This is a genomic window from Methylopila jiangsuensis (genome assembly GCF_027922305.1).
Classification (GTDB): domain Bacteria; phylum Pseudomonadota; class Alphaproteobacteria; order Rhizobiales; family Methylopilaceae; genus Methylopila; species Methylopila jiangsuensis.
Map to the genome: position 1 here is coordinate 456,636 of NZ_BSFK01000016.1, position 16,547 is coordinate 473,182.

A 16,547-nucleotide genomic window follows, 5' to 3' on the forward strand; every position below is an offset into this window, starting at 1 on the left:
GAGGCTCATCCATGATCCCCGATCTCTACGCCGCGCTGGTGGCGCCCTTCGCCGATTTCGCCTTCATGCGCCGGGCGCTGGTGGGCGCCGTGGCGCTGTCGGTGGGCGCCGGGCCCATCGGCGTGTTCCTGATGCTGCGCCGCATGAGCCTGACCGGCGACGCCATGGCCCACGCCATCCTGCCGGGCGCGGCGGTCGGCTTCCTGATCGCAGGGCTGTCGCTGCCGGCCATGACGCTGGGCGGGCTGGTGGCGGGCGTCTCGGTGGCGCTGCTCACGGGGCTGGTGGCCCGCGCCACGGCGCTGCGCGAAGACGCGGCGCTCGCCGCCTTCTACCTGCTGTCGCTCGCGCTCGGCGTCACGCTGGTGTCGCTCAAGGGCTCGAACGTCGACCTGCTGCATGTGCTGTTCGGCTCGGTGCTGGCGCTGGACGACGACGCGCTGCTGCTGCTGTGCGGCGTGTCCACGGTCACGCTGTTCGCGCTGGCGCTGATCTACCGCCCGCTGGCGCTCGAATGCGTCGATCCTGGCTTCCTCGGCTCGGTCAGCCGGTCGGGCGGGGCGGCCCATCTGGTGTTCCTCGGGCTGGTGGTGCTGTGCCTCGTGGCCGGCTTCCAGGCGCTCGGCACCCTGCTCGCGGTCGGCGTGATGATGCTGCCGGCGGCGGCCGCCCGGTTCTGGACCGACAGTCTGGCGGGCATGTTCGTCGCCTCGATCACGGTCGGAACCCTGTCGTCGGTCGCGGGGCTGCTGGGCTCCTACCATTTCGGCGTCCCCGCCGGCCCGGCCATCATCCTGGCCGCCGGCTGCCTCTACCTGTTGTCGCTGGCGCTTGGGCTCCGCGGCGGCGTCCTGTGGCGCCTCGCCCCCGCGCCGCGCCACAGGACGGCCTGACCTCCCCTTCATCCTCCCGAACTTCGGAGACGTTCGATGTCCTTCCGCGCCTTTCTCGCCGCGGCGGCCGCGGGCCTGCTCGCCATCGCCCCGGCCTCGGCCGAGCCGTTGAAGACGGTGGCCACCTTCTCGATCCTCGGCGATCTGGTCCGTCAGGTCGGCGGCGACCGCGTGACCGTGGAGACCCTCGTGGGGCCGGGCGGCGACGCCCATGTGTTCTCCCCCGCGCCCGCGGACGCGAAGAAGGTGGCGGAGGCGAAGCTGCTGTTCGAGAACGGCCTCGGCTTCGAAGGCTGGATCAGCCGCCTCGTGGCCGCCTCCGGCTCCAAGGCGACGGCGGTGACGGCGTCCAGGGGCGTCGCGCCCCGCGCCATGGCGGAGGAGGGCGATCACGACCACGACTCCAAGGGCCATGACCATGGGCATGATCACGGCCACGACCATGGCGGGACCGACCCGCACGCCTGGCAGTCGGTGGCGAACGCCAAGCTTTACGTGGGCAACATCCGCGACGCGCTGGTCGCCGCCGACCCGGACGGAAAGGCGACCTACGAGGCCAACGCCGCGGCCTATGAGGCCAAGCTCGACGCGCTGGAGAAGGACATCCGCGACGGCTGGGCCGCGGTGCCGGCGGGGCGCCGCAAGGTCATCACCTCCCACGACGCCTTCGGCTATTACGCCGCGGCCTATGGGGTCGAGATGATCGCGCCGCAGGGCGTCTCCACCGAGACGGAGGCCTCCGCCAGGGACGTCGCACGCATCATCCGCCAGATCCGGGCGGAGAAGATCCCCGCCGTGTTCGTGGAGACCATTTCGGACCCCCGGCTGGCGGAGCGCATCGCCAGGGAGACCGGCGCCCGCGTCGGCGGCGCGCTGTATTCGGATTCGCTCTCGCCCGCCGACGGCCCGGCCGCGACCTATCTCGACATGATGCGGTGGAACCTGCGCCAGCTCACCGCCGCCATCGGCGGCTGAGACCGGCCCGTCGCGACAGGCGAACCACCGCCATGACGGCGGCTTGGTTCTCGCCGTCGAGCCATGCTCAAGCCGGCCGTCAGCCTTCCGGCAGCGCGAGGACGCCGGCGGCGCCGTCCTCGGTTCCGAAGGCGAGCCGGGCGCCGGAGGGGTCCCAGGCGAGCGCGGTCACGGTCCCGCCCCGGCTCGCGGGCCGGGCCAGCAGCTCCGCGCCGTCGGTGAGGCGGGCGAGCAGGATGCAGCCGTCCTCATAGGCGAGCGCCACCACCGCGGCCTTGGGATGGGCGGCGACGCGGGCGACGCGGGACGGGCGGATGCCGAGCTCCTTCGGGGCCTTGCCCATGGGGCCGTCCTTGCTCTGGAACGGCCACAGGATGGCGGCGTCCGCGCCGGAGCTGGCGAGCCACTTGCCGTCCGCGGTCCAGTCCAGCGACTTCACCTTGCCCGGATAGCCGGACATGCGCATGTGTCCGCCGTCGGACAGGCGCCAGCCGTGCAGCGCGCTTTCCTGCATGGTCGTGACCACGAAGCGGCCGTCCGGCGCGAAGGTGACGTCGATGTGGCTGCCCTTCCACGGCAGCGTCTTGGCGGGGCTCTCCACCCGCGGGAACCACAGCGACACGCCGCCGTAATGGGCGACGGCGATCTGGTAGCCCTTGGGCGCGAAGGCGAGGCCGCGGGCGCTGGACGGCGCCTCGAAGCTCTTCACCACGCCCTTGCCGTCGCGGGCGAAGACGCGCTTGCCCGACGACCACGCCGCCGCGCCGTCCGGCCCGATGGCGACGGCGTCGATCCAGCCCTTGGCCTCGCCCACGGTCTCCGGCGGGGACGCGCCCTGAAACCGCAGGATACGGCCGTCGTCGCCGCCGGTGACGAGCACGCCCGGCGCGGCGGCCGCCGCCAGCAGGCCGCCGTCATGGGCCGGGACGCGCAGGTCGCCCTCGCCGGTGACGAACAGCACGGCGCCGTCGCCGAGCGCGAACGCCGGCGCGCCGCCGAGGAAGGTCGCCGCGATCACAAAGGCGCCGGCGTCCACCGGCGTCATGCGGTCGGTGAGCGACGGGTAGCCCGCTTCCGTGGTGAGGGACATGGAGCTGATCCGCAACCGGCCGCGCCGCCCTCAGGCCGCGCAGGCCTCGAAGCCCTGGCGGAGCTTGGCTTCGTCCAGCTCCTTGCCGATGAACACCAGCTTGGAGCGGCGCTTCTCGTCCGGCGTCCATTCCCGCTGCAGGTCGCCGTCCAGGATCATGTGGACGCCCTGGAACACGAAGCGGCGCGGCTCGCCCTTGAAGGCGAGGATGCCCTTCCAGCGCAGGAAGTTCTGGCCGTCGGACTGGGCGAGCGCATTGACCCAGGGCATGAACTTCTCGGGGTCCACCTCGCCGGGGATCTCCAGCGCCACCGACTGCATGGTCTCGTCGTGGTAGTGCTTCAGGCCGCCGTGCTTGTGGCCGTCGTGGCCGTGCGCCTTGTGGTCATGCCCATGGTCGTGATGGCCGTGGTCATGGCTCCCGTGGTCATGGCCGCAGCCGCAGTCCGGGCCATGGTCGTGATGATGGTGGTCGTGGCCATGGTGGTGATGGTCGTGGTCGTCCGCCTCCAGGAAGGCGGGCTCCAGCGCCAGGATGCGGTCAAGGTCGAAGGCGCCCTTGTCCAGCACCTCGGTCAGCGGGACCGCGCTCTTCACCGTGCGGATGACGCGGGCGTAGGGGTTGATGCCGCGGATGCGGGCCTCGACCTCCTCCAGCTCCTCGCCCGAGACCAGATCGGTCTTGTTGAGCAGGATGACGTCGGCGAAGGCGATCTGGTTCTTGGCCTCGGGCGCGTCCTTGAGGCGGGTGGTCAGCCACTTGGCGTCCGCCACCGTCACCACCGCGTCGAGGCGGGCCTTGCGCGCCACCTCCTCGTCCATGAAGAAGGTCTGGGCCACCGGCGCGGGGTCCGCGAGGCCGGTGGTCTCCACGATGATGGCGTCGAACTTGCCCTTGCGCTTCATCAGGCCTTCGAGAATGCGGATCAGGTCGCCGCGCACCGTGCAGCAGACGCAGCCGTTGTTCATCTCGAACACCTCCTCGTCGGCGCCCACCACGAGGTCGTTGTCGATGCCGATCTCGCCGAACTCGTTGACGATGACGGCGTATTTCTTGCCGTGCGGCTCGGACAGGATGCGGTTCAGCAGCGTGGTCTTGCCGGCGCCGAGATAGCCGGTGAGCACGGTGACGGGCGTCTTTTCGGCGTCGACGGACATGGAATGAGCCTCCGTGAAAACGAACCGTCCGGGCGCGGAAACGCGGCCCGCGGGCATGGGTCGCGCCTCATATAGCGAGGCGCCGGCCCATCGTCACGGGGCGTCGCGCGGGGAGCAGCCTCCCTGCGGCGTCAGGGCGTCGCGGGGCGGCCCTCGATCTTCGGCAGGTCGGTGAGGGCGGCGGCCGCGGCCTTGGGGGTCAGCGCGTTGACGCCCTCCCGGCGGGCCAGCGCCACGGTGAGCCGCTGGGCCGCTTCGGGCGTCATCTTGCCCATGATCTCCGACAGGCGCTGCGGCTTCATGCGCGCCGCCACCTGCAGCAGAACCGCCGGATCGAGAGCGTCGAAGATGCGCGCGGCCTCCTTCACCTTCATGGCCTCGTACATGGCGACCAGCTCGTTCAGCTTGCCCTTTTCCTCCTCCGCCCGGCGGGCGTCGGCGGCGGCCACCTGCTCCTCCAGCCGCCTGAGCTCGTCGAGGCGCTCCTGCACCCGCTTCTCGGCGGCCTTCAGCAGCTGCTCGCGCAGGTCCACGTCCTTGGCGCGCTCCTCGATGATCTCGCGCCGCTTCTGCAGCGCCTCCAGCAGCGCGCGCTCGGACGCCGAAATGTCCGGCGGGGGCGGCTCGGGCGCGGGCTTCGTCGCGGCGGGCGTGGGCTCCGCCGGCTTGGGCTCCTCCTTGGGAGCCTCGGACCTGGCGGCGGACGCGGCCTCGGCGCGGCCCGTGAACAGATAGCTCTCGCCGGTGGCGAAGCCGATCAGCTTCAGGCCGAGCAGCGCCGCGGCGGCCGTCATCATCAGCGGAAACAGGTGGATGCGCTGGGCGCTCATGCGGCGACGCCTTCACGCAGGGCCTTGAGGCGGGTCATGATCTCCTCGGCCTCAACGGCGGCGGCCGCCGCCGACGACGACCGCGCCAGCGGCACCACCACCGGATCGGCGGCCGGCTCGGGCGTCTCCGCGACGGCCGCGACGGGCTCCGCCGCAAGCGTCGACGGCGCGGCGAGGGCGGTCGCGGCCTCGATCCGGGCCCGAACCTCGTCCTCCGCCGCCTGCAGGCGGAGGAGACGCTCGGCCTCGCGGGCGAACATCGCCTCCTCCGCCTCCCGCAGCGCCATGAGGCGATCGTCGTTGCGGGCGGCCTCCTCCGCCTCGCGCGCGGCGAAGGCGGACTCGCGGATGGCGATCAGCTCGGCCTCGCGGTTCAGAAGCTCCATCTCGCGCGCGGCCACCAGCTCGTTGGCGCGGGCGGCGGCCAGTTCCGCGGCGCGCGCCGCTGCGGCGTCGGCCGCCCGTTCCGCCGCGAGCGCCGCGGCGGCTTCGGCGGCGATCAGGGCCTGCTCCCGCTCCGCCTGTCCGAAGGCGGCCGCGAGCTCGGCCGCGCGGGCCGTGGCGATCTCGGCCGCGCGCTCGGCGGCGGCCTCCGCCGCGCGCACCGCCCGCTCGCGCTCCGCCTTAAGCTCCATCTCGGCGCGGATCGCGGCCTCCGCGGCCTCGACGCGGGCGGCGGCGTCCCTCTCCTGCGCGGCGCGGGCGATGTCCTCCAGCGCCTGCCGCTGGTCCTCGGCCTCGCGGGCGGCCTGCTCCCGCGCGGCGCGGGCGGTCTCGGCGATGCGGGCGATCAGGGTCTCGCTCGCGCCGAGCTGGCCCGCGATCGCGGTCGACATCTCTTCGGCCCGGCCGAGCCGCTCGGCGAGGGTCTCCTCGCTCGCGCTGACGGTGGAGCGCAGCGCCGCGATGGCGCGCTCGGCGCCGGCGGTGGCGGCCATCAGCTCGGTCACGGTCTGCCGCATGGCCTGCTCGTCCGCGCGCAGGCGGGACAGGCGGCGGTTGAGCGTGGCGCAATAGACGATCGTCGCGACCAGCAGCACCGCCACCAGCGACTCGATCGCTAGTCCGACCAGGTTGTCCATCACGACGCTTCCTTACGCACCTGACCCGCGGCCTCGAACGCCGCCAGCGTCGTGTTGGACCGGCGCAGCGGGCGCATGACCTGCACCGCCACATGCTCGCCGGCCCGGCCCATGCGGCCTTCGGTCAGCACCTGGTCGCCGCAGCGCAGCTCCACCAGGTCGTCCGGCTTCACGTCCAGCATCAGCGTGTCGCCCACGTCGAGATTCATGATCTCGCGCAGCGGGAGGCGCTTTTCGTACAGCACCGCGTGGACGTCGGCCTTGGCCTGCCAGATCTCGGTGGCGAGATGGCCCTCCCAGGTGGCGTCGCGGCCGAACTTCTCGCCCATGAACTGCTGCAGCAGCACGTCGCGGATCGGCTCCAGCGTGGCGTAGGGGATCAGCATCTCGATCCGCCCGCCGCGGTCCTCCATGTCGATCCGCAGGTTCACCAGGATGGCGGCGTTGGCGGAGCGGGTGATGGCCGCGAAGCGGGGGTTGGTCTCCAGCCGGTCGAGGCTGAAATGGATTTCGCTGATCGGCCGGAAGGCGTGCTCGGCGTCCGCCAGCACCACCTCGATCATGCGCTGGACGAGGCTGGTCTCGATGGTGGTGTAGGGCCGGCCCTCCACCTTCATGGTGGTGACGCCGCGCCGTCCGCCCAGCAGCACGTCGATGATCGAGTAGGTCAGCGCGCTGTCCACCGTCATCAGCCCGAAGCCGTCCCACTGCTCGGCGCGGAACACCGAGAGGATCGCCGGCAGCGGGATCGAGTTCAGGTAGTCGCCGAAGCGGACCGACTTGATGCCGTCGAGCGAGACCTCGACGTTGTCGGAGGTGAAGTTGCGCAACGAGGTCGTGAGCAGCCGGACCAGCCGGTCGAACACGATCTCCAGCATGGGCAGGCGCTCGTAGGACACGAGCGCGGAGTTGATGATGGCGCGGATGCCGGACTGCTCGGACAGGCCGAGCTCGTCCGGGTTGAAGCCCAGCAGCCCGTCGACCTCGTCCTGGGTGAGCACCCGGTCGGCCGCCTTGCGGTCGGCCACGTCGCTGGTGTCGGCGAGCTTCGCCGCCCAGTCGGCGGCGTCGCCTTCGGCCTCGCCCACCTGCTCGGCCATGGCCGCGCCCCATTCGGCGGCGAGGTCGTCGAAGTCGTCGTCAGGCCCGGCCATGGAGATCGCCCCCGCTCCCCGTCACTGCACCACGATGTCCTTGAACAGCACCGCGTCGGCCTTGGCCGGCGCGATGGCGAGATTGACCCGCCGCAGCAGCTCCTCCTTCAGCCGGTAGACGCCGGAGGAGCCGCGCAGGTCGGCGGGGCGCATCTCGCGCAGATGCGTCTGGAAGCTGTCGATCACCCGCGGCATCAGCGGCTTGATGGCGTCGCCGACCTTGGAGTCCGCCACCTCGATCGCCACCGTCATGCGGACGTAGTTCTGCTTGTCCGGATCGGTGGTCGCGAGGTTGATGGTCATCTCCGGAAGCTCGATGAAGGTGGTCGAGGCCGCGGCCGGCGTCGCCGCGCCGTGCCCGCCCTCGGCGGCCTCGCCATGGCCGCCCGATTCGCCATGGCCGGCTTCCTCCGCGCCACCGTGCTCGCCCCCGCCGCCCAGAAACAGGAACGCTCCGCCGCCGACGAGCGCCAGCGCGACCACGGCCGCGCCGCCGATCAGGATCAGCTTCTTCTTTTTGGCCTTCGCCGCGGCCTGGGCGCCGTCGCCGTCCGTGTTCGCCATAAGCCTTGCGTTCTCGCCAAAACCGTCCGGCCGTCCGCCGCGTGGTTAACGGATAGGTCGGAAAGGTTAACGCCCCATTAACCCGGCAAATCCTGCCGGGCATTTTGCGCCGCCTGCGCGGAACGCCCCGGCGCCCGCCGCCGCCGCTGGCGGACCGAACGCCTCAGTCCTCAACGAAAGTCCGCTTGGCACGCCGGCTGCATTGGTCACGTCGGATCGGACGGCCGTCGGGGAGGATGGGCGTCCAGCGATCCGGACGACATGGAACACGGACTCGAGGAGCGTTTGGTGGAGAACGCGGCTCTGGTCGGGCTGTCGCGGCAGATCGCTCTGCGGCGCGAGCTCGACGTCATCGCGAACAACGTCGCGAACATGAACACCTCCGGCTTCAAGGCCGAGGAGATGGTGTTCAACGAATACCTCATGCCGACCGCCCGGGCGGACACCTTCCCGCGGCCGGACCGCCGGCTGTCCTTCGTGGAGGACCGGGCCACCTGGCACGACTTCTCCGAAGGCGCGGTGCAGACCACCGGCGGCGAGACCGATCTGGCGCTCGCCGGCGACGGCTTCTTCGTGATCGAGACGCCGGGCGGCGAGCGCTACACCCGCAACGGCGCGTTCCAGATCAACGCCGCCGGCGAACTGGTGACGAGCGAAGGCCGCCGGGTGCTCTCCACGTCCGGCCCGATCCAGTTCGCGCCCACGGAGACCGGGCTCACCATCGGCAAGGACGGCATGATCGCCACCAGCGAAGGCGTGCGCGGCCGCATCCGGGTCGCCCGCTTCGAGGACATGGCCGGACTGGAGAAGGACGGGACCAGCCTGTTCCGCGCCTCCGGGACCCCGGTGGAGGCCGGCCCAGCGACCCGCGTGCTCCAGGGCGCGGTCGAGAAATCCAACGTCAAGCCGGTGCTGGAGATGAGCCGCCTCGTGGAGGTCAGCCGCTCCTACTCCAGCATCGCCTCGCTGCTCGACAAGCAGGATGAACTCCGCCGCTCGGCCATCGAGCGCCTCGCCGACGTGCCGGCCTGACGCGCCGCAAGCTCTTGAGGATCTAGGACCGATGCGCGCTCTCTACACCGCCTCTTCCGGCATGGCCGCCCAGGAGGCCAATGTCGAGCTGATCTCGAACAACATCGCCAACCTGCGCACCACCGGCTTCAAGCGCCAGCGGGCGGAGTTCCAGGACCTGCTGTACCAGTCCATGCGGCGGGTGGGCTCCACCACCTCGGAGGCCGGCACGCTGCTGCCGACGGGCGTCGACATCGGCTCCGGCGTCAAGCTGGTGGCCACGCCACGCGTCATGAGCCAGGGCACGGTGGCCCCGACCGAGAAGACCTACGATCTCGCCGTCCGCGGCGAGGGCTTCTTCCAGATCGACCTGCCGGACGGCCGCACCGCCTACACCCGCGACGGCTCGTTCGAGCTGGACGCCACCGGACAGCTCGTCACCGCCGACGGCTACGTGGTCCAGCCGGGCGTCACCGTGCCGGACAACGCGCTGTCGGTGACCATCAACTCCACCGGCCAGGTGGAGGCGACGCTGCAGGGCCAGACCGCGCCGCAGGTGCTGGGCCAGCTCCAGCTCGCCCGCTTCGTCAACAAGTCCGGCCTCGAGGCCATGGGCGACAACCTGTTCCTGGAGACCGCCGCCAGCGGAACCCCGCTGGTGGACAATCCCGGCGCGGAAGGCTTCGGCACCACCCTGCAGGCCTATCTGGAGCAGTCCAACGTCAACGCGGTCACCGAGATCTCGGACCTGATCTCGGCCCAGCGCGCCTATGAGATGAACTCCAAGGTGATCTCGGCGGCGGACCAGATGCTCCAGTCCACCGCCGGCATGCTGCGGTGAGCGCCGTGATCCGCCGCGCCGCCGCAAGCCTCGCCGTCCTTCTCGCCGTCAGCCCCGCGCTCGCCGGCCCGAGCCTGCGCGCCGCCGCGCTGGTGTCGTCCGACCGCGTCACCGTGGGCGACCTGATCGAGGGCGCCGACCCGGCGCTCGCCGACGTGGCGCTGTTCCGCGCGCCCGATCTCGGCCTCACCGGCGCGGTGCCGGCGCAGGACGTGGCGGAGGCCGCCCGCCGGGCCGGCGTCGTCGATCTCGATCTCGGCGCGTCGGCGAACGTCTCCGTCACCCGCCTCAGCCGCGCCTTCACCGCCGACGACATCGAACGGGCGGTGGCCGAGCGCGCCGCGGCCGAGTTCGGCGCGCAGGCCGAGGCCATGCGCGTGACGCTGGACGAGGCCGCCACGCTGCATCTCGATCCGAGCGCAGCCCCCCAGCCGGTCATCGCCCGCTTCGCGGCCGATCCGCGCTCCGGCCGGTTCGAGGCGAGCTTCGCCGCCGGCCGCGACGGCGCGGTGCGACGGGTCACCGGCTCGGCGATCGAGACCGTGGAGGTCGCCGTCGCCGCCCGGTCGCTGGCCCGCGGCGACGTGCTGCGCGAGGCCGACGTGGTTCTCGAGCGCCGCCCCAGGGTCCAGAGCGGCGAAGGGGTCGATCTCGCCGCCGCCAAAGGCATGGCGCTCCGCCGCCCCATGCGCGAGGGGCAGGCGCTGCGCGCCGCCGACCTGATCCGCCCGCAGCATGTGGAGCGGGGCGGTTTCGTCACGCTGGTCTACGGGCTCGGCGGCATGTCGCTGTCGCTCAAGGCCAAGGCGCTCCAGTCCGGCGCGCAGGGCGACCTCGTCGCCGTCCAGAACATCCAGTCCAAGCGCACGGTCACCGGCGTGGTGACGGGGCCGTCCGAAGTGACCGTCTCCGCCGCCCCCACCGCCGTCGCGCGCCGCTGATCCCGAGGAGCGTCCCCATGTCCGCGTCCCACGCCCTCCGCCTCGCCAGCCTCGCCTGCGCCGCGCTGACGCTCGCCGGCTGCGGCGCCGCCGACCGGCTGTCGAGCATCGGCAAGCCGCCGTCGCTGTCGGCGATCGAGAACCCCACCACCCAGGCGGGCTACAAGCCGGTGCAGATGCCCATGCCCGAGGCGGTGCCGGTGTCCTACCAGCCGAACTCGCTGTGGCGCTCCGGCGCGCGCGGCTTCTTCAAGGACCCCCGCGCGCGGCAGGTGGGCGACCTGCTCACGGTGCGCGTCGACATCACCGACAAGGCGGAGTTCGAGAACAAGACCAAGCGCGAGCGCACCTCCACCGAGTCCGCCAGCCTGAACCACGTGTTGGGCTTCGAGGGCTACCTCAAGAAGGTGCTGCCGGGCGGCGTCGATCCCGAGAACGCGGTCCGCACCGGCTCCGTCACCTCGAGCGAGGGCGAAGGCACGGTGGACCGCAAGGAGACGCTGACCACCAACGTCGCCGCCGTGGTCACCCAGGTGCTGCCCAACGGCGCGCTGGTGATCGAGGGCAAGCAGGAGATCCGCGTCAACTTCGAGATCCGCGAGCTGATCGTCGCCGGCATCGTCCGCACCGAAGACATCGACAGCGACAACACCATCGCGAGCGAGAAGATCGCCCAGGCCCGCATCGCCTATGGCGGCCGCGGCCAGCTCACCGACGTGCAGCAGCCCCGCTACGGCCAGCAGGTGATGGACGTGCTGCTGCCGTTCTGACGCACCTTTCCCTGAGATCGCGACGACGGCGACGGCAGGGCCCGCCCGACCCGTCCTCGCGTGTCCGCCCGAAGGCGACGGCGTCCACCCGCCGCGCGCCGGACAGGACGGACCACCCGCGGCCGCCGGCTCCCCCCGGCGGCCGCTTGCGCGTCTATTCGATCGCGTCGACGTCCCGCGCCGGCGCCGTCAGAGGGCGGCGATTGGGCGCGAAGCGGTCGGTGGGGCCCGGCGGCAGCCAGCGCTCGAAGGTGACGATCATGTTGTAGCGCGGGGCGCTCCCGAACTCGCGCTTCAGCTCGAAGGTGACGCCGCGCTCCCGGAACCGCACGTCGCGCAGGTCGTGGAGCGCCCGAAGCGCCGCCTCGGACTGCCGCCAGCGGAACTGCGCGAACAGCGCCCGGGCCACGTCCAGCGCCACGCGCCGCACCCGGCGCCCGCCCTTGGGGTCGAGCAGGTTGAGCTTCAGCCGCAGCACGTCGAGCCGGCCCGGCTCCAGCCCGCGGGCGGAGACGAACAGGCTGGAGGCGGTCTCGTCCGGCCCCGGAACCGGCTTCACCAGATCGGTGACGCAGGTCCAGCCGCGGCCGGGCTCCATGTCCTGATGCAGCGTGGCCCCGGTCAGCCCCATGCCCTTGAGGCTGTCGCAGAACAGGCGCGGCGTGATCCACGGCGTCAGGATGAAGCGGGCCGGCGCGTCCTCGTAGGCCGAGGTCAGCACGTCCACCATCTCGGGCAGCAGGTCGGCGAGCGGATCGGGCGCGGGCGGCGGCGCGGCGGGAGCGCTGACGGACGACTTCTCCGCCACCGGCGTTTTCTCCGGCGCCGGCGCGTAGCTGCGCGAGCCCAGCGCCACCGCGACCGCGAGGGCGAAGGCCGCGACGGCTCCGCCGACGGCGATCAGGGTGAGGCGGCTCTGGTTCATCGGCGGAACGCCCTCAGCCCGGCCGGCGGTCGGGCCGCATGTCTTGCGATAGACGAGCCTGCGCCCACGCCGCAAGGGCGCGTCAGCCGAGGTCGAAGCGCACCCCTTGCGCGAGCGGCAGCGCAGAACCGTAATTCACCGTGTTGGTGGCCCGCCGCATGTAGGCGCGCCAGGAGTCCGAGCCGGCCTCGCGGCCGCCTCCGGTCTCCTTCTCGCCGCCGAAGGCCCCGCCGATCTCCGCGCCCGAGGGGCCGATGTTGACGTTGGCGATGCCGCAGTCCGAGCCGCGCTCGGACAGGAACAGCTCCGCCTCGCGCAGGTCGGCGGTGAAGATCGCCGAGGACAGGCCCTGGCTGACGGCGTTCTGCAGCGCGATGGCGTCCTCCAGCCGCTCATGCCGCAGCACGTAGAGGATGGGCGCGAAGGTCTCGGTCAGAACCGGCCCCGCATGGGCCTCGATCTCCACCAGCGCCGGCCGCACATAGAAGGCCTCGGGCCCGGCGACCTCCACCCGCTCGCCGCCGGTGACGCGGGCGCCCATGGCGCGGGCTTGGTCCAGCGCGCGGACCATGGCCTCATAGGCCGCGGCGTCGATCAGCGGACCCACCAGCACGCCGTCCGCCCGCGGATCGCCCACCGTGACGGAGGCGTAGGCCCGCTTCAGCCGGTCGAGGAGAGGGGCGTAGATCGCGTCCTGCACGAACAGGCGGCGCAGGGTGGTGCAGCGCTGCCCCGCCGTGCCCATGGCGGCGAAGGCGACGGCGCGCACCGTGAGATCGAGATCGGCGGAGGCGCGCACGACGGCGGCGTTGTTGCCGCCGAGCTCCAGCAGCCCGCGGGCGAAACGTCGCGCGAGCCGGGGCCCGACCTCGCGGCCCATGGCGGTGGAGCCGGTGGCGGAGACCAGCGGCAGGCGCGGGTCGTCCGCCAGCGCCTCGCCCAGCGCCCGGCCGCCGATCAGCGCCGTGGAGAGGCCCTCCGGCGCCTCGCCGCCCTGCGCCCGGAACGCCGCCGCCGCCCGCTCGAACAGGGACTGCGCGGCGAGGGCGGTCAGCGGCGTCTTCTCCGACGGCTTCCAGATCACCGGATCTCCGCAGACCAGCGCCAGCGCCGCGTTCCAGGCCCACACCGCCACGGGGAAGTTGAAGGCCGAGATGACGCCCACGGGGCCGAGCGGCTTCCAGGTCTCCATCATGCGGTGGTCGGGCCGCTCGGTGGCGATGGTGAGGCCATGGAGCTGGCGGGAGAGGCCGACCGCGAAATCGCAGATGTCGATCATCTCCTGAACCTCGCCGAGGCCCTCGGACAGGACCTTGCCGGCTTCCAGCGTCACCAGCCGGCCCAGGCGCTCCTTGTGGGCGCGAAGCTCCGCGCCGAACAGCCGCGCCAGTTCGCCCCGGCGCGGCGCCGGGACCGAGCGCCAGACCCGGAACGCCTCGGTCGCCCGTTCCGCCGCGTGGGCCGCCGCCGCGACGTCGTCGGTCCGGAGCCGCGCCGTCACCTCGCCGGTGATCGGCGACCGCGCCGCCAGATCGCCCCCGGTCAGGCGCTCCGGCGCGACGCCGAGGCTCAGGAGCAGGTCCGTGGTTTCAGCGGCGACGGAGATCATGGCGCGGCGTCCTTCATGGCGGCGAAGCCCTTTGGTAGCCGCAGGCGGGGCGACGTCAAAGCGCGCCGTCCGCTCAGAAGAACGCCTGAAGTCCGGTCTGGGCGCGGCCGAGGATCAGCGCATGGACGTCGTGGGCGCCCTCATAGGTGTTCACCGCCTCGAGGTTCTGGCTGACGCGCATCACATGGTACTCGTCCGAGACGCCGTTGCCGCCGTGCATGTCCCGGGCCGTGCGGGCGATGTCGAGCGCCTTGCCGCAGTTGTTGCGCTTGATCAGGGAGATGGCCTCCGGGGCGAGCCGGCCCTCGTCGAACAGCCGCCCGGCGCGGAGCGCCAGATGGAGCCCGAGCGCGATCTCGGTCTGCATGTCGGCGAGCTTCTTCTGCACGAGCTGGGTCTGGGCCAGCGGGCGGCCGAACTGTGTCCGGTCGAGCGTGTAGGCCCGCGCCGCATGCCAGCAGAACTCCGCCGCCCCCATCGCGCCCCAGGCGATGCCGTAGCGGGCCCGGTTGAGGCAGCCGAACGGGCCTTTCAATCCGGAGACGTTGGGCAGCAGCGCGCTCTCCGGCGCCGCCACCCCGTCCATCACGATCTCCCCGGTGATGGAGGCCCGCAGCGACAGCTTGCCCTCGATCTTCGGCGCGCTGAGGCCGGGCATGCCCTTCTCCAGCAGGAAGCCGCGGATGGCGCCGTCATGGGCCTCGCTTCTGGCCCAGACCACGAAGACGTCCGCGATCGGCGCGTTGGTGATCCAGGTCTTCGCCCCCGTCAGCCGCCAGCCGGCGGCGGTGCGCTCTGCCCGCGTGCGCATGGCGGCCGGGTCCGAGCCGGCGTCGGGCTCGGTGAGGCCGAAGCAGCCCACCGCCTCGCCCCGCGCCAGCCGCGGCAGCCAGGTCCGGCGCTGCTCCTCGTCGCCATAGGCCCAGATCGGGTGCATCACCAGCGACGACTGCACGCTCATGGCGGAGCGGTAGCCGGAATCCACCCGTTCGATCTCCCGCGCCGCGAGCCCGTAGGCCACATAGCCGAGCCCCGCGCCGCCATAGTCCTCGGGCAGCGTGGAGCCCAGCAGGCCGAGCGCCCCCATCTCGGTCAGGATCTCCCGGTCGAACCGCTCCGCGCGATAGGCGTCGCGCACCCGCGGGGCTAGCCGATCCTGCGCGTAGGCCCGCGCCGTGTCGCGCACGAGCCGCTCCTCTTCGGTCAGCTCGGACTCCAGATCGAACGGATCGGCCCAGTCGAAGGCGGCGCGGTCGGCGGCGTTCGTCATCTCGGGGGCTCCTTGGGCGCTTCGGTTTCGGCGGAGGGACCGCCAGCATATGACGCCCGCGCGGCGGGCGGCGACCTCGCCCGCCGCGCTTCCGGCAGGAAGGCGCCCATGCTACCCCGGCATTCGCTCTCCTCTTCGACCGCTCCCGCTCGCCGAGGCTTTCCGCCGCCCATGCCCCGCACCGTGCTCGACGTCACCCGCCTGCTCACCCGCGCCGCGCATCCGGTCGCGACCGGGGTCGACCGGGTGGAGCTCGCCTACGCCCGGCGCGTGCTGGCGCTGCCCCCGGAGCGGGCGGGCTTCGCGGTGGTGGTCGGCAAGACGACCGCGCCGCTGCCGCGCGCCGCGGTCGCAGCCTTCGTGGGCGCCGTGGAGCGGCGCTGGTCCAAGGGCGCGGGAAACGCCGCCGCCGCGGGAAAGCTCGCCGCCCGTCTCGGCGCGCCGGAGCTTCCCGCCGGCGCCGCCTCCCCCGCGAAAGACGAGGCGGCGCGGCTCGCCCTGCGGCTGCGCGGACGGGCGGTGCTGAACCTGCGCGCCCCCGCCGTGGCGGCCGGCGACATCTATGTCCACGTCTCGCACATCCGGCTCGACCGTCCCGAGCCGTTCGCCGCGCTCCGTGCGGCGGGCGCGGACCTCGTGACGCTGGTGCACGACCTGATCCCGGTCCGCTTCCCCGAATATGGCCGCGACGGCGAGGACCGGCGCCACCGGGCGCGCATGACGACCATCCTCGACCACGCCACGGCGGTGATCGCCAATTCCGCCGACACGGCACGGGATTTTCTGGCGTTCGCGGACGAGAACGGCCGCGCCGCGCCGCCGGTGATCCCGGCCCCGCTCGGGGTCGAGTCCGGCTTCGACCGGACCGCAGCGCCGCTTCAGGCGGGAACGCCCTATTTCCTGATGCTCGGCACCATCGAGCCGCGCAAGAACCACCTGACGCTGCTGCACGTGTGGCGCCGGCTGGCGGAGCGTCTCGGCGCGGAGACGCCGACGCTGGTTCTCGCCGGCCGCAGGGGCTGGGAGAACGAGATGGTCATCGACCTGCTGGAGCGGGCGCCGGCGATCCGCGCCCATGTGGTCGAGGTCAACGATCTGCCGGATGACGCTCTGAGTTCGCTGATGCGGGGCGCCCGCGCGCTGCTGTTCCCGAGCTTCTCGGAAGGCTTCGGCCTGCCGCTCGCGGAGGCGCTCGGCGTCGGCGCGCCCGCCATCGCCTCCGACCTCGCCGTGTTCCGGGAAGTGGCGGGCGAGGCCGCGGACTATCTGGACCCGCTGGACGGGCCGGGCTGGGAGCGGGCGGTCCTCGACTGCATCGCGCCGGCCTCCCCCCGCCGCGCCGCCGCGCTCGATCGGGCGGCGCGATATGCGCCGCCGGACTGGGCGGCGCATTTCGGGATCGTCGACCCGGCGATCGGGGCCGCCTGACCGCGA

General features: G+C 72.4%; 16 protein-coding genes. 7 read left to right on the forward strand and 9 right to left on the reverse strand.

Features of this window, described 5'->3' with window-relative positions:
• Positions 1–11: 11 nt before the first annotated feature.
• Positions 12–893, forward strand: coding sequence for a metal ABC transporter permease (locus PKE85_RS14995; protein WP_271205569.1), 882 nt, complete (start codon positions 12–14; stop codon positions 891–893).
• Positions 894–929: 36 nt separating this feature from the next.
• On the forward strand, positions 930–1,868 hold the full coding sequence (locus PKE85_RS15000; protein ID WP_271205570.1) for a metal ABC transporter substrate-binding protein: 939 nt from the start codon (positions 930–932) through the stop codon (positions 1,866–1,868).
• Positions 1,869–1,947: 79 nt separating this feature from the next.
• Here the strand turns inward: PKE85_RS15000 and PKE85_RS15005 are convergent, their stop codons facing one another.
• The 6 genes from PKE85_RS15005 to PKE85_RS15030 form a co-directional block, all read right to left on the reverse strand.
• The gene (locus PKE85_RS15005; RefSeq protein WP_271205571.1) at positions 1,948–2,958 is read right to left on the reverse strand and encodes a WD40 repeat domain-containing protein; all 1,011 of its coding nucleotides are present in this window, start codon (positions 2,956–2,958) and stop codon (positions 1,948–1,950) included.
• Positions 2,959–2,988: 30 nt separating this feature from the next.
• Positions 2,989–4,116 carry a CobW family GTP-binding protein gene (locus tag PKE85_RS15010; protein ID WP_271205572.1) on the reverse strand — a complete coding sequence of 376 codons (1,128 nt, stop codon included), beginning with the start codon at positions 4,114–4,116 and terminating at the stop codon, positions 2,989–2,991.
• 131 nt (positions 4,117–4,247) lie between these two features.
• The gene (locus PKE85_RS15015) at positions 4,248–4,946 is read right to left on the reverse strand and encodes a MotE family protein (RefSeq protein ID WP_271205573.1); all 699 of its coding nucleotides are present in this window, start codon (positions 4,944–4,946) and stop codon (positions 4,248–4,250) included.
• Positions 4,943–6,028 (reverse strand): DUF6468 domain-containing protein, encoded by a 1,086-nt coding sequence (locus PKE85_RS15020; protein ID WP_271205574.1) that lies wholly within the window; start codon positions 6,026–6,028, stop codon positions 4,943–4,945. Before PKE85_RS15020 ends, PKE85_RS15015 begins: the two co-directional genes overlap by 4 nt.
• Positions 6,028–7,182 (reverse strand): flagellar motor switch protein FliM, encoded by a 1,155-nt coding sequence (gene fliM / locus PKE85_RS15025; RefSeq protein WP_271205575.1) that lies wholly within the window; start codon positions 7,180–7,182, stop codon positions 6,028–6,030. The genes PKE85_RS15020 and fliM overlap by 1 nt, the downstream gene beginning before the upstream one ends.
• 21 nt (positions 7,183–7,203) lie before the next feature.
• Positions 7,204–7,746 (reverse strand): flagellar basal body-associated FliL family protein, encoded by a 543-nt coding sequence (locus PKE85_RS15030; protein WP_271205576.1) that lies wholly within the window; start codon positions 7,744–7,746, stop codon positions 7,204–7,206.
• Between the two features lie 288 nt (positions 7,747–8,034).
• Between PKE85_RS15030 and flgF the strand changes: the two genes are divergently transcribed.
• The 4 genes from flgF to flgH are packed head-to-tail and all read left to right on the forward strand — an operon-like array spanning position 8,035 to position 11,309.
• Positions 8,035–8,778: a flagellar basal-body rod protein FlgF gene (gene flgF, locus PKE85_RS15035; RefSeq protein WP_271206074.1), complete on the forward strand. Its 744-nt coding sequence runs from the start codon at positions 8,035–8,037 to the stop codon at positions 8,776–8,778.
• A 31-nt stretch (positions 8,779–8,809) separates the two neighbouring features.
• Positions 8,810–9,598 carry a flagellar basal-body rod protein FlgG gene (gene flgG, locus PKE85_RS15040; RefSeq protein WP_271205577.1) on the forward strand — a complete coding sequence of 263 codons (789 nt, stop codon included), beginning with the start codon at positions 8,810–8,812 and terminating at the stop codon, positions 9,596–9,598.
• A 5-nt stretch (positions 9,599–9,603) separates the two neighbouring features.
• Positions 9,604–10,539: a flagellar basal body P-ring formation chaperone FlgA gene (flgA, locus tag PKE85_RS15045; protein ID WP_271205578.1), complete on the forward strand. Its 936-nt coding sequence runs from the start codon at positions 9,604–9,606 to the stop codon at positions 10,537–10,539.
• 17 nt (positions 10,540–10,556) lie between these two features.
• Positions 10,557–11,309, forward strand: coding sequence for a flagellar basal body L-ring protein FlgH (gene flgH, locus PKE85_RS15050; protein WP_271205579.1), 753 nt, complete (start codon positions 10,557–10,559; stop codon positions 11,307–11,309).
• 154 nt (positions 11,310–11,463) lie between these two features.
• Here the strand turns inward: flgH and PKE85_RS15055 are convergent, their stop codons facing one another.
• The 3 genes from PKE85_RS15055 to PKE85_RS15065 all read right to left on the reverse strand — a co-directional run bounded on the left by PKE85_RS15055 (position 11,464) and on the right by PKE85_RS15065 (position 15,113).
• A complete protein-coding gene (locus PKE85_RS15055) occupies positions 11,464–12,234 on the reverse strand; it encodes a DUF6030 family protein (protein WP_271205580.1) in 771 nt (256 codons plus the stop codon).
• A gap of 82 nt (positions 12,235–12,316) precedes the next feature.
• A complete protein-coding gene (gene amaB / locus PKE85_RS15060; protein ID WP_271205581.1) occupies positions 12,317–13,843 on the reverse strand; it encodes an L-piperidine-6-carboxylate dehydrogenase in 1,527 nt (508 codons plus the stop codon).
• A 73-nt stretch (positions 13,844–13,916) separates the two neighbouring features.
• Positions 13,917–15,113, reverse strand: a complete 1,197-nt coding sequence (locus PKE85_RS15065) for an acyl-CoA dehydrogenase (protein WP_271205582.1) — start codon at positions 15,111–15,113, stop codon at positions 13,917–13,919.
• Between the two features lie 171 nt (positions 15,114–15,284).
• On the opposite strand from PKE85_RS15065, the gene PKE85_RS15070 reads away from it, so the two are divergent.
• Entirely contained in the window at positions 15,285–16,541 is a 1,257-nt protein-coding gene (locus PKE85_RS15070) for a glycosyltransferase family 4 protein (RefSeq protein ID WP_271205583.1), read from the forward strand.
• Positions 16,542–16,547: the final 6 nt, after the last annotated feature.